Origin of the sequence: Streptomyces sp. NPDC086549, from assembly GCF_044746205.1 — a bacterium.
GTDB lineage: Bacteria > Actinomycetota > Actinomycetes > Streptomycetales > Streptomycetaceae > Streptomyces.
This window is the reverse complement of sequence record NZ_JBIVBS010000047.1, coordinates 1-12,863: the sequence shown is the minus strand read 5'-3', so window position 1 is coordinate 12,863 and position 12,863 is coordinate 1. Positions and strand designations below refer to the sequence as shown.

10 protein-coding genes are annotated in these 12,863 nt (G+C 68.6%); 4 read left to right on the top strand and 6 right to left on the bottom strand.

The genetic code is table 11. The features are described 5' to 3' along the window. On the top strand, positions 1–725 hold a 725-nt coding region (locus tag ACIPSA_RS50740), incomplete at its 5' end, for a hypothetical protein (RefSeq protein ID WP_402648961.1). A 72-nt stretch (positions 726–797) separates the two neighbouring features. Here the strand turns inward: ACIPSA_RS50740 and ACIPSA_RS50735 are convergent. From ACIPSA_RS50735 to ACIPSA_RS50725, 3 genes are all read right to left on the bottom strand, one after another. Continuing rightward, positions 798–4,178 (bottom strand): P-loop NTPase fold protein, encoded by a 3,381-nt coding sequence (locus ACIPSA_RS50735; protein ID WP_402648958.1) that lies wholly within the window; start codon positions 4,176–4,178, stop codon positions 798–800. 530 nt (positions 4,179–4,708) lie between these two features. Further along, positions 4,709–5,869 (bottom strand): caspase domain-containing protein, encoded by a 1,161-nt coding sequence (locus ACIPSA_RS50730; RefSeq protein ID WP_402648955.1) that lies wholly within the window; start codon positions 5,867–5,869, stop codon positions 4,709–4,711. Continuing rightward, positions 5,866–6,453, bottom strand: a complete 588-nt coding sequence (locus tag ACIPSA_RS50725; protein ID WP_402648953.1) for a hypothetical protein — start codon at positions 6,451–6,453, stop codon at positions 5,866–5,868. The genes ACIPSA_RS50730 and ACIPSA_RS50725 overlap by 4 nt, the downstream gene beginning before the upstream one ends. A 405-nt stretch (positions 6,454–6,858) precedes the next feature. On the opposite strand from ACIPSA_RS50725, the gene ACIPSA_RS50720 reads away from it, so the two are divergent. Both ACIPSA_RS50720 and ACIPSA_RS50715 read left to right on the top strand, forming a co-directional pair. Then, complete coding sequence (locus ACIPSA_RS50720) at positions 6,859–7,338, top strand: hypothetical protein (protein ID WP_402648951.1); 480 nt, start codon at positions 6,859–6,861, stop codon at positions 7,336–7,338. A 5-nt stretch (positions 7,339–7,343) separates the two neighbouring features. Further along, on the top strand, positions 7,344–8,879 hold the full coding sequence (locus tag ACIPSA_RS50715) for an ISKra4 family transposase (protein ID WP_402648963.1): 1,536 nt from the start codon (positions 7,344–7,346) through the stop codon (positions 8,877–8,879). A gap of 547 nt (positions 8,880–9,426) precedes the next feature. Here the strand turns inward: ACIPSA_RS50715 and ACIPSA_RS50710 are convergent. Continuing rightward, the gene (locus tag ACIPSA_RS50710; RefSeq protein WP_402648948.1) at positions 9,427–9,771 is read right to left on the bottom strand and encodes a hypothetical protein; all 345 of its coding nucleotides are present in this window, start codon (positions 9,769–9,771) and stop codon (positions 9,427–9,429) included. 283 nt (positions 9,772–10,054) lie between these two features. On the opposite strand from ACIPSA_RS50710, the gene ACIPSA_RS50705 reads away from it, so the two are divergent. Beyond that, positions 10,055–10,594, top strand: coding sequence for an aromatic acid exporter family protein (locus tag ACIPSA_RS50705; RefSeq protein ID WP_402648947.1), 540 nt, complete (start codon positions 10,055–10,057; stop codon positions 10,592–10,594). Between the two features lie 581 nt (positions 10,595–11,175). Here ACIPSA_RS50705 and ACIPSA_RS50700 read toward each other — a convergent pair. Together ACIPSA_RS50700 and ACIPSA_RS50695 are read right to left on the bottom strand one after the other, a co-directional pair. Continuing rightward, positions 11,176–12,138, bottom strand: coding sequence for an alpha/beta fold hydrolase (locus ACIPSA_RS50700; RefSeq protein WP_402648945.1), 963 nt, complete (start codon positions 12,136–12,138; stop codon positions 11,176–11,178). A gap of 227 nt (positions 12,139–12,365) precedes the next feature. Then, entirely contained in the window at positions 12,366–12,728 is a 363-nt protein-coding gene (locus ACIPSA_RS50695; RefSeq protein WP_402648942.1) for a cytochrome P450, read from the bottom strand. Positions 12,729–12,863 lie beyond the last annotated feature (135 nt).

The following is a 12,863-nucleotide window of genomic DNA, read 5'->3' as shown; positions in this document are numbered from 1 at the left end:
ACCGCCCACTGCTCATCCGAAAGATCCCCACGCCCCACACCAAGATCATCACGGCACGAGGCGCGGTCCGGAGCTCAGTTCCAAAACACGGCCTAGGCGGCAGCATCGACACCGGTGGCTGGGACGAAGACGAGTACGAACGCCTCAAGGAACTCACCGAGCGCGAACACCCGCGCCACAGGACATTCTGCCTGCATGGCGAACTGGCCACGCTCTACGTCACACAAGCACAGGCGGCCATCACCACCTGGCTGGCCCTGCGACGCGAGGGCGGACTCGACGCCCTCATCGGGCCCGATGTCTGTGAGGAACGGCTGGCAGAGTGGCGTTCCGACAACTCAGATCGGGAGCAGGCATGGCCGCGCGACCTGGACCACCTGCGCGAACTCGTTCTGGACATGAAGATCGGCGACCTGGTGAGCGAGCTGAACGCCGCGCTCAAGCCGTTCAGCATCGGCATCGGCAGCCTGAACGACCGCTACCCCACCATCCTGTCCGTCGTCTTCCTCCAGCTGTACAACCACCTCGCCGAAGACGCCACGATCCGCCAATGCGCCAACGAAACCGGCCGCCGCAATTTCGTACGCCAACGCGGCCGCGCCGAGTACGGCCAGAACCGCACCAGCGGCATCAAATACTGCACCCGCGAATGCGCCCGCGCCCAAGCCCAACGCGAACACCGCCGACGCCGCAAGCAGGCCAAGCCGGCCCTGCCCAACCCCTAACCCAGCGGCAGGCCCCGCTGCGCCGGCTGCGGGGTGGCCGCAGCGGGCGAGCGCGCCGCGCAATCAGATGAATCAGCGGGGCGCGGTGCGGAGCAGTTGGTTAAGGGCGGGGGCGTAGCTCTGTCGTCCCGTCCATTGGAGGCTGCGCTTGATCAGTTCAACAGCGAGTTCGGCCTCGGGGCTGGGGGCGGACGTTCCGAACTGGAGTGGCAGCTGCTGGGGTGGCTGCAGGGGCAGGCGGTAGTGCACGGGGATTTCGTTTCGGCCGGGGCGGCTTGTTGCGCCGTAGTCGTCCATGTCGATGAGCTGCCCAAATTCTGTCGGGCTGGTAATGCACAGCACGCCCGCTCCTGTCTGTGGTTCCCCGGGTAGGAAGTGGGTGGCGGCGCCTTTGACGGCTCGGTGGAGCTGTAGGGCGTCGATGAGCAGGTCCCGTAGTTCCTCCAGGGTCAGGCGTCGCTGGTCCTTGGGTAGTCGTAGGACGAGGTCGAGTGTGGCGGTGATTCCGGGTTCTTCGGTAAGTCCGCCATATGGTGTGGCGCGACCGATCTCCATCTGCAGGGCCAGGGAGAACCCGGGGCTGGCGTCGTCGGAGGTGGCGCAGAGCAGTTTGGCTGCCTCTCGGCCCGAGCCGCCTTCTGCTGTCCATCCGGGGATAGTGCTTGTCTCCCAGGGCGGGGTGCCGACCAGCGCGGTCAAGGCTTGCCGCAGGCCTGCCTGGTCCGCGACGCGGGTGAGGACATTGATGCGCGTCTGGTCGGAGTCGTTGGAGACGGGTGGGCCTGGGCGGTTGTTCAACTGTCGGGGCAGAACGACAGCGCTGCGTATCACGAAGGGGACCGTGTCCCCCGACTCTTGTGCGAGGTGGTGGGGGGAATAGTTGCGGAACTCACCAGGTGCCTCCGGAGTGGGTTCGAAGACCGTGGCGGGTGTGGGCGGCTCGTGGGTGTCGAGGGCCTGGTAGGCCGCGAGGAAAGCCAAGACCGGATACTCGGGCGAGTCAGCGGGGAGCTCTGGCTGTCCGGCCGCGTTCTGGGGCAGGCCGGCCAGGGTGTTTTCGGCGGCGGGGAAGTGGCGGCGTACCAGGGCCAGCCAGCTCTCGGCGGGCAGAAGTTCCGTCAGCCGCAGGTAGCCAGTGCGGGTGAGCGCACTGACGAAGGAGACTCGGTGGCCGCCCAAGTACAGGGCGAGGATGTGCTGCAGGAGGACCGCATCGTCCTGGAGGGCCGTGGTGAGGTACTGCTGGGCTCGCTCGTGTTGGTGGCGCAGACACACCCCATAGGCGATGAGGTCGCCCTGGCTGCCCGGGATGATCAGTTGATCTGCCGGCAAAGCGAGCAGTCGTTGAGTGAGGTGTTGTCCGAGCTGCTGCGTGTGCTCCTGGCTGAGGAGGGGCTGCCCTTGTTCGAGATCGTGGTGCGGGGCCTCGAGCCAGGTGAACACCGTGGCTGCGAGCTGGGCAGACGCGGCGTCGAGGAGTTCTTGTGCGGCTTCGGGACGTGCAGTGACGTCGACCGTTGCCAGCAGGCGTCTGATCAGGTTGCCGGCCTGAAAGGCGATGTCCACGGTGGCAGTGGTGAGGGTGCCGGCCACAGCGCGAGCCAGTCGCATGGCCGCATCGGCCGGTATCTGGACGCTGTTCTCGGCGAGCTTTCGGATCACCAGTCCGGGGTCATGGGCGTCCAGGAGATCGCGCAGCAAGGCGGTGTTGCGCGGGGCGGCCGCCTGAATGACGGCGGTAATCTCGCTGTCGAGGATGTCGCCGACGGGCAGGCCGTAGGCGAAATAGCGCTCGAAGTGGCTGGGGGAGCACACCCGCCGGGCGCGGATCCACTGTTCCTGCTCGGCTGCTGTGAACCGGCGGTTGCTATCCAGGGCCTGAAGGTGCGGAAATAGGCGCTGCAGCAGCTCGCGTCCTTCCGGCCGGAGCGGCTGGCAGACCTCATCCAGTTTCCCTCGTAGGCTGGTCTGATCCTGCTCGGCGGTCACGGCACGCACCAGCAGCGGCTTGTGGGTTGCTGCGAAGGCGTACAAGTCCGGGAAGAGGAGCTGTAGGGCTTCCATCAGCACCTGGTCGACCGGGTTGACCTCACCCGCCATCACCGGGAGGGCGAAGTCGGCTTTACCCAGAAGCCGCTTGCCCTGACGCAGTGATGTCACGCACGGCCAGACGGCCGCCTCCAACGCGTCGTCCAGGCGCATGCGCTCGTCCGACTCGTTCAACAGCACCCGGTGGGTCGCGAATACCTGATCGAGCATCTCGCGCAGCACTTGGGCGACCACCGAAGGATCCGTCCGAGGAAGGTGCAGCGGCGAGTTGATGATCTTCTCCAGGAACTCCCGGCCTCCCCCGGCCCCGTGCGATCGGTAGCGAGCACCGAGGGCATCCGCGACGACGTCCTGGTCAAAAGCCAGGAGGAAACACAGGTTGGGGAAGTCGGCGGCCAGCTTCACCATCCGGAAGACGGTGGAGATCTGCGCGTCGTCCAGGCGGTCGATGTCGTCCATGAGAACGACGACCCGGCGCGGGACTGCGCCGACAGGTGTCAAGACCTCACGCAGCCGGTCGTGGAAATCGCGAAGTGTCGGCTGCCCGAGCCCGCCAACGGCGCCCAGCAGTGTGGAGACCTTGACGATGCTGTTCACGCTGTTCGGCAGCCCGACGCTCTCAACGAACCCCTTCGCGCGGCTTGCCCGTCGAATCGCCTTCTCGTATCTCCGCTCGAGGTCGGCATCGACCGCGGCAGCGACCGCGTGCAGGAACTCCGCGTACAGGTGGGTCTCGTCAGAGTCGAACCACGGGTTGAACTCAACAACTGTCACCTGCTCAGCCGGGTACGAGGCAAGCCCGTGCCGGACGAAGTTCAAGACGGTCGACTTGCCTTCCCCCCACCGGCCGTACAGGCCGACGACATAACCACGATCACCGGTGCGCTCGGCAAGCGTCCGCGCCAACCGCAGAGCGAAGCCCTTCCGCTCCAGGCGGTCCATCCCCACGTCGGCGAGCGGCGCATCCGAAAGCACAGGCCCCGTGGGCAAAGACACACCGGTGGACGCCGTTCGGGTCGATGCCACCGCAGTCGACCGCCACCATCTCAACCGCATATCGCGTATTCTCCCACCCCAGCACGAACCCTCCTGCATGCGGACCCGGTCGCCGCTCTGGGGTTGCTTGCTGGCCTTGAGGGCCTCGAGGGGGCCATCACGCGGCGTTCGACCTCGTTCTGGAAGATCTGGGCGTCCTCGCACATCGGGGGTGTCCTCGTCGAGCTCGCGCCACAGCCGGGGAGTCGCCCAGATCTTGCCGATGTGGATCGGGCTCTCCAGCAGGTCCCCGAATCCGCAGCAGCGATCCGGGTCCGCGTGGGCGAGCGCGAACAGGGCCAGGTAGGGCGCCGTGCCGCCGGGCTGCTGGGGCAGAGTCTCGGCCGGCCGGTCGATGACCGCGGCCACGACCGCGTCGTCCTCGTGGGCGGCTTCATGTCGCGAAGGTCGACCTGCATGACCAGGTTGTCGCCCAGCACGACGGTGGTGGAGTCACCGGTGCCCACCGGCCAGAAAACCACGCGCGCGCTGCTGGAGTTCCATCAAGTGGGGCGGGTCTCTGCACCACCGAGCCCCCACGCCCGGTGACGGCCAGGCCCACGTAGAAGTCCGCACGCCGCAAGCATGCAGAATCAGCCGTGCTCAACCGTTCACGAAACAGCACCGTCCGATCACTGCGAGACTCCTGACCAGCAGCAGTCACACGAGGCGGGGGGTTGCAGCGTGGCGAAGACGCGCAAGGGCTACTACCGGGCAGGGCACTACGTGAAGCCGTCCACAGCATCCAGCCGGTGGAAGAAGCCGTCAGTGGGCCTCATTGTTGTACTTGCTCTTCTCGCCATCGCCGGATGGAACACTCTGTTCGGTGGCGCATCCGACTCCACAGGGAAGACGCCCCACCCTCACTCGCCAAGCAGTTCAGCCCCAGCCAAGCCTGGTCAGTGACCTCGTCTGCGGCGAACAGGAAAGGCGCGCTTCCACAGCGTTCGTTTCTCTGGCTCGGCTCGTTCCGGTGCGTCCACGGCCAGCGCCGCTGACGCCGCCTCAGCACGCAAGCGTTCCCACACGGACCGCCACCGCGTCACTTGGTCGTCGGGCACACCACAGGCCTCGAGGTAGACGCCGGTTGTCTGCCATCTGGTCGGCAGCGTGCCGCTGTTGATCAGACGCCCCACCGTTCCGGTTGAAATTCGCCCGCCCGAACGCTGGCTGACTGCCTGCTGTGTCAGCCCGCTGACCGCACGAACCTCAGCAAGCGCGGTGAAAAACCCGGTGACCGTGCGGAGTGTAGCGGGGTCCGGCCACGGCCGCTCCCCCGCACCTGCATCCGCGTCGCGTGGGGCAGCCACGGACGCGGATGCGGCGGGTAGATGCACTCGGTTGCGTCCCAAGGCGAGTCGGGCGCCGCTGTTGCGGTCCCGGGACTGCGGAAGCGGATGACCTCGCGCCTCCAGCATCACGCGCAGATGCCGGTAGACAGCCCCAAGCTCCAGCAAGGGTGGACCGCCAGGAATACCCTCGCGCAGCGTTTGAAGCAGCGCGCCGGTGAAGGCCGTGTAGGTGTCCCCGACCGGGGCGCTGGCCGTGCGGGTCTCGGCCGCGGCGGCCAGCAGGAAACTGCCCTCCACCACCGCATGATCCGCCAGCCCCATCCCTCCGCTCATCCGGCCGAGCGCCCGACCGCTGTAACAGCAATCCAGGATCACCACGTGCCGCTCCGCCCGGGAGTCCCTGAGCAGGACCTGACGCAACCAGTCATACGGCAAGGCCGTTTCAATACGGCCGGCCTCGCTGTGCGGCAGGCCTAAAGAGAGCTGGTCCTGGTCGTCGACCAGTCCGTGACCGGCGAAATACACGATCAGCGTGTCCGTGGCCTCCACAGCCGCCCGCCGCAGCGCACCCACCACGGTATGCGCCGCCTCTGGCTCCTCCACCACGATCACATGCTCGCCGGGCAACTGCAGCAACAGAGGACCGCGCAGGAGCTCGGCGAGCGCGTGGACATTGTTCGCGACGGCGGGCAACTGCTCAAGATGCCGGTAGCGGCTCGTGCCCACCAGGACCGCTCGCGAGGCCCCCGGATCAGGCAACACGCTCACCGCCCCGCCTCGCCCTCACCCTCGAGGGCGTCCAGAGCACCCGTCGCCCGCTCAATCTCCTCCTGCGAACAGTCCGTCAGAACAATCACCGTGTCCCCACGGCGGATCTCCACCCGCGGCCGCTGCGAGCGCGTCTGCCGCCACGACGCCACTGCCAGCACAAACGACGCAGCGCTCCACCCATTCCCCGTAACAAACTCCAGCACATCCAACGCCGAGCCCATCTCCCCCGGCCCCGGCCTACTCCCCCGCACCTCAACCGCCGTAGATCGGCGCACCTCCGGATCCGACCGCAGCCAGTCCTGCAACGACCGCAGCTCTCCCACAAACGGCTCAACCCGCACCTCGAAGCGCACTCTCGCCCCTCCCCTAGCCAGCGCCGCCCACCGCGACAACGACAGACCTATCCGCCACCACCACAGGTCAACCCCAGCAGCCCAATCACCCGCCAGGCGCACCAAAGCATCGGCAGTGGCAGACGATCTTCGGAACTGACCGGCGTCTTCCTGTACCTGGTCGGCCTTTCCCAGATGCAGGGTCGTCGGCGGCGAGCGCGCGCAGGTCGTCGATGTGGCGAAGGCCACGATCCGCGAATGCTCCTACGAAACCTGCCGCCGGAACTTCGTACGTCAACGTGGCCGCGCCGAGTACGACCAGTACCGCACCAGCGGCATCAAGTACAGCACCCGAGAATGCGCCCGCGCCCAAGCCCAACGCGAACATCTCCGACGCCGCAAGCAGGCCAGACCGGCCCAGCACAACTCCTAGCCCAGCGATGGACGGCGGCGCTCAAGCGGCGGACCTACCTCCGCATCAGCTGGTGAGTGCTTGCCCAGCCCAGTGATTTGACTAGGGTGCAGATCTTCTGGGGGTGCCTCGTTGGGGTGATTCGCAGAGGTTCGGGGTGTGGCCGGTTGTGCCGACTTTTACCGTCGCTGGGGTCGAGCCCGCCGTGAGGCGCGGGGGTGCTGAGCGAGGGTGGGTGTGGTGTGCCGTCGTTGATAGAGGCGTTGGAGGCCAGGCGGGCTGAGGTGCTGAGCCAGGCCGAGCGGCTGCGTGAGCAGATCGCTGGTCTGTCCGAGGAGTTGTCGCGGGCAGAGGAACGGCTGTCGCGGTTGCAGATCGCGCGGGAGACGGTGGAGGAGGTGCTGGCCGCACCGTCTTCTCCGGTGCTGGGCACGGACGCCACGGGCGGGGGTGCCGGCGGAGTCGCCGTGGCGATGGTGAAGGCCGAGGCAGAGCTGGACGTGACGGTGATGTCGCCGGAGTACCGGGAGATCATCGCCTTGTTCGCGACCTCGGGGGCGGCGATGCGCTGCAAAGAGGTCTGCCAGCACCTGGGTCTGGGGACCGAGCCGCGGCATGTCGAAGGGATGCGTTCGAAGCTGAAGCGGCTGGTGGAGCGCGGGATCCTGGCCGAGCCTTCGTCCGGGCTGTTCAAGGTCGACGGCAGGAAGCAGGGGTGGTGAGCGTGGTGGGGCCGGCCCGGGGTGCGCTCGCGGAGTGTGAGGACAAGTTCGCCGCCTCGGCGGGTCTGTTCGCTGCGGCGTGTGCGGAGCTGGCGGCCCCTCAGGCGGCGGTGATGACGCACGCGCAGTTGGAGGATCTGCTGGTGGCGCGGATACGCGAGGTCACCCGGCAGTTGTTCCAGGACCACCTGACGCTGCGGGCCAGGGACGAGGTGCGTCGGGAGGTCGTGGACGCCGCCGGTGTCGGGCGCTCCCGGATCGAGCGGGGCCGGCACCGGAGACTGGCCACGGTGTTCGGCAAGGTCACCGTGGTCCGGATCGCCTACCGCGGCACCGGCGTGGCGGACCTGCACCCGGCCGACGCGGTGCTGAACCTGCCGGACGGAATGCACTCGCACGGGCTGGCCAGGCTCGCCGCGATCGAGTCCGCCCGCGGCAGCTTCGCCGACGCCTGCGAGCGGATCAACGCCGTCACCGGCTCCGGCATCGGGCACCGGCAGGTCCAGGAACTCGCTGTCAGTGCCGCAGCGGACATCGACGCGTTCTACGACGCCCTCGTGCCGGCTCCCTGCACCGACATCACACCGCTGATCTTGTCGGTCGACGGCAAGGGCGTGGTGATAAGGCCCGAAGCGCTGCGTGAGGACACCGCGAAGGCCGCGGCGGCCAAGGGCGGCAACGCGATGAAGACCCGGCTGGCGTCCGGCGAGAAGCACGGCAGGAAACGGATGGCCACCCTGGGAGCCGTCTACGATGTCGAACCCGCGCCGCGCACAGTCGACGACATCATCGCCGACCCCGACCGGCAAGACGACGCCGCCCACGGCGCGGCGCCCGAGCGCCGCCAGGGGCCGAAGGCCCGGTCGAAGTGGTTGTGCGGCTCGGTGAACGACACCGCCGCGCAGGTGGTGGCCGCCGTGTTCGATCAGGCGGAGCACCGCGACCCCGGCCACCGCCGTCCTTGGGTCGTCCTGGTCGACGGGGCCCGCCATCAGATCGACCTCATCAAGGCCGAAGCACAGCAGCGTGGCGTGGACGTCCACATCATCGTCGACCTGATCCACGTGCTCGAATATCTGTGGCGAGCGTCGTGGTGCCTGCACGGCAGCGGCGATGCCTCTGCCGAGAACTGGGTCGCCCACCACGCCCGCGTCCTGCTGGGCGGCGGCGTGCAGCAGACCGCCGCCGCACTCGAGGAAGCCGCCCACGCGGCCGGACTGCGTGGCGCCCAGCGCAAGGGCATCGACGAGGCCGTGAACTACCTGTCCGGCAAGGCCGAGCACCTGCGCTACGACACCGCCCTTGAGCGCGGCTGGCCGATCGCCACCGGAATCATCGAGGGAGCATGCCGGCACCTGGTCAAAGACCGCCTGGACATCACCGGCGCCCGCTGGGGCCTGTCCGGAGCTGAAGCCGTGCTCAAGCTGCGTGCCGTCCGCGCCAACGGCGACTTTGACGCCTACTGGGCGTGGCACCAGCAGCAGGAGTTCATCCGCAACCACCAGACGCGCTACCGCGACCAGGTCATACCCACCGACTGAACGACAGCACCCTCATTGGATCTGCACCCAACCGGAATCACCCCCGATCTGCCGCTGTGTGCGCCGCCCGGCACGCCGACAGGGGCCACCCCGTTGGTGGCCCCACCAGTCACGCCGGGAGGAACTAGGGGAAGTAGGCCCAAGCGGGCGGCGCCGGAGCGGGACGGCCGTGGCGCCCCCGAAGGGCGCATCACCGGGAGCCGTCCCTGCACGACACGGTCCAGGTCCGGGCTTGCCCGGGCGGGAGGAGTCCGCCCATGGCCTTCAGAGCCGGGGCCGCGCCCGGGCGTGGACAGGAGCGACGAGCGCCGACGTGCCACGCAGCCGGACGGCGGCCGTCGGGGACGTCGACCCAGCCGACTCCGAAGGCCCTCGCGACGGCGGCTGATCCAGGGCCGGGCTTTCACGCCGATGCATTCGGTGCTCAGTCGCCGGTGGCGGCGTGTAGGTCAGACCGACGCGGGGGCCTCACGCGGTCGGCGGCAGGAAGCCCCGGCCGGAAGGTGCGCAGGCGCGCCAACGTCGTAGCAAGCCTGTCCGTGACGGCTCACCGGCCATGGCCGTCGGCGGACACAAACATGGCCAGCTGGTCGCTGATCCAGGGGGCGAACATGGCCAGCTGGTCGCTGATCCACGGGTCGAAGATCTCCAACTGGCCTGCGATCCAGGGATCGGGGCGGTCGTGCGCTTCCCGCCGCGCACCGGCGTACCCGGAGCCGTTGGGCCGGTTTCCGTGACCGGGGAGGTTTCGGCTGTCGCCGGCGACCGCCTTGGTGTGCCCGTCCGCCTGGGACGGGGCCGCAGTCGCGGTAACACCGGCGGTCCAAAGGGCGCCCCCGATGAGCGCCGCGGAAACGCCCGCACGCGCAACACGCGACATGATCTTCTTCATGATCTTTCCTCCTTGGGCAGCCCGGCGGTCTGATCACTGCGAGCGGCGGAATCCACCGGTGTCACTGCGCTATGGAACATACGCAACCCAAATATGGTTGAACAATAAACTAATGGGATGAGATAAAACACCCTCTTTGAGAGGAAGTGCGACCCGCGCCCCGGGTGGGCGCACACAGTCCGGCGACGGCGGCACGCCGAGGTGTTCGCACAGGTGGACCGTTCATCGATGACCGTGGCCGACGTCACGGCCAAAAAGGGCAGACGGTGCCACTATCGATGTCGTGCAAGATTCAACCATTGTGGTGGAGCGTGTGGCGATGCCCGTCACCGCACCGGTACACGCCCTCGCCCGCCGGATCCAAGGCAAGCACGCCGATCACGTGGTGCACGGGGTCAAGACGGTCATCGCTGCCCTGCTGACCTGGGCGGTCGTCGCCCCGTGGGTCCCCCAGAACCAGCCTTACCTCGCCGTCGCCACAGCCGTGCTGATGGTCAATGCCTCCACGGTGTACGAGTCGGTGAGGAAAGCGGCGCAAAGCGTGGTGGCGAGGATCGTCGGCCTGATCCTCGCCCTCGTGACCGCGCGGCTTCTCGGACCGACCGCGGGCGCCGTCACGGTCATCGCTCTCATCGCGGTCCTGGCCGGTCCCCGCCGCACCGCCGACGACCGTCTCCAGCAGAAGAACTCTCACAGTTATCTTCTTCGCGGTCCAGCAAGAGGGCCACTGGGCTCCGGGCCCGGCATGGCTGTTGCCCCCTGTCGAGCAGATGACATGGGGGGTGGTGTCACCGGGCCCGAGGGGTGCCGTCGGAGACGCTGATCAGAGGTCCGGCCACTGCCCGGCTCGGCGCAATGCCCGGCAGCTCGCAGGTAGATCACTACTTCGGCCAGGCCTGGCGAGGCGGCGTGCTCGGTCATCAGTCCCGGAAGCTGCCTCCCCGTGGCCAAATTCTTGTCGGCGATGAGCGCGCGACGGCTACGGCCTGGTCACCGACGGCCGGCGAGCGCACGGCCGAGCCGTTTCCCGCCGCCCCCGTCACCGCGACGACGAGCAGGCCTGCGACAGCGACGCTCCACGCCCGGGCTCGCCATAACGCCTCGACCAGGCCCTTTGGCGCAACAGCCACCCTGTGACGGTTGACACATCAACCAACGAGGGCCGGCCAAGGCGCCACACCCAAGAGCGCGCCGACAGAGCTGCGGGCCCTCCGGACACTCCCGCACCCCGGCACCGGGCCGATCGGGCATTTCCGGATCGCAGATCACGGCCATGGCTGCGCCCGCTGGGCCGGCGCGAGAAGCCCTGGGCCCCCGCCGCCGGCTACTGAGCCGGCTCTCACGGGGAGGCGCCGAGCGGCCTACCGGGGCTCACCGTTCCGGCCTCGGCCGGGCTGCTGCTCCTCAGGTACAGGACCGGAGGAATGGGATGAGGGCCGCGTTCACCTCGTCCGGACGCTCCTGCTGGGTCCAGTGCCCGCAGCCGGCGAGCTTCACCGGCTCGCGCCGCAGACTGGGCATCAACCGGGGCAGGCGCTCGATGAGTTCGGGCGTGCCGGGGAAGGCGGGGACGAGGTCGCGGTCGCCGTAGATGTAGAGGGAGGGCGGGGTGACGACCGCGCCATCCCAGGGTGCGGTCAGCTCCCAGTTGCGGTCCAGGTTGCGGTACCAGTTCAGGGCGCCGGTGAAGCCCTCGGAGAAACTCTCGGCCAGCGCGTCGAGATCCTCCTCAGTGAACCACTCGGGCTGTGCCTCCGGTTCCGGCATGGTCGCGAGCCAGCCGCGTTCGGGGTCGACCAGCGGCTGCCTGTCCTCGCCGGAGCCGGGAGCGTCGCCGGAGGCCCAGTGGAAGAACTTCCGCAACGCGGTCCGCGGGTCCCGTCCGAACTCGGCGTCGGCGACACCGGGCCGGGCGAAGTAGTTCCAGTAGAAGCGACCGCCAAACCTCTCCTCCATGGCGACCAGCGGCGGCTGCGTCCCCCGGAAAGGGGGCGGCACGCTCAGACCCGCCACCCCGAGCACCAGGTCGGGGCGCAGCAGCGCGGTGTGCCAGGCGACCGGCGCGCCCCAGTCGTGCCCGACCACGTACGCCCTCTCCTCGCCCAGCGCCCGGATCAGCCCGACCACGTCGCCGACCAGGTGGAGGATGGTGTACGACGTGACGTCCGCGGGGCGGTCGCTGCGTCCGTAGCCCCGCTGGTCGGGAGCGACCACACGGAACCCGGTCTCGGCCAGCGGGCCGAACTGGCGGTGCCAGGAGTGCCATGACTCGGGGAAGCCGTGCAGAAGCACCACCAGCGGGCCGTCGCCCTGCTCGGCGATGTGCAGCCGGACGCCGTTCACCTCGACCATGCGATGCTCGACCATGGTCACGAGAGTACGGGCGCGATCTTCTGGGCCGTGCGTGTCGCGAGCGCGGGACCCGCGTGTCGCGGGTGCGGGGGTTCGACGGCCGGGAGGCCCGGACCGTGCCCGTCGCCGACAGAGGATCAGTACACGTCACGGACGTGGCGCTTGTACGCGGCCAGGCGCCGTACGCGCCGCACGGCCTTCGTCGGCGTCCTTGCCGCCGTGCGCGGCGACGACGGGGTGCCTCAGGTACGCGGTGGGCGCAGGGTCGCGAGGGTGGGGCCGGCGGGGCGGACGGTGATGCCGTGCTCCGCCTTCTCGGGGACGGAGTCGAAGGCCGGAGTGTACGGAAGCAGGTGTTCGAGGAGCACGGTCGCCTCGCGGAGCGCGAACTGCATGCCGAGGCAGGCACGCGGGCCGATGCCGAACGGGAAGTAGGCGCCCGGGTGGGCGGGCCGTCCGCCAGGCGCGAGGAAGCGCCGGGGGTCGAAGTGCTCGGGGCCGGGCCAGAGTTCGGGATCGCGGTGGGTCAGGTACGGGCAGACCAGGATGTCGGTGCCCGCCTCGACGGTGTGGCCCGCGAGGACGTCGGTGTCGGCGTTGTGCACCAGGATTCCTGGAGCGCTGGCGCAACCTGGTGCAGAACGCGTCATTACTGACTTCAGCTCGTCAGGGTGAGGGTGGGTCGTCGAGGGTCAGGCCGGTGCCGGCTATGAAGCCGTCGAGAGTGTGGGGCCTGTACT

What these genes read in the sequence shown, in the direction of transcription:
- ACIPSA_RS50710 (WP_402648948.1), bottom strand. Translation starts at nt 9,771, where the DNA reads ATGAAGAAGATCATGTCGCGTGTTGCGCGTGCGGGCGTTTCCGCGGCG.
- ACIPSA_RS50700 (WP_402648945.1), bottom strand. Translation starts at nt 12,138, where the DNA reads ATGGTCGAGCATCGCATGGTCGAGGTGAACGGCGTCCGGCTGCACATC.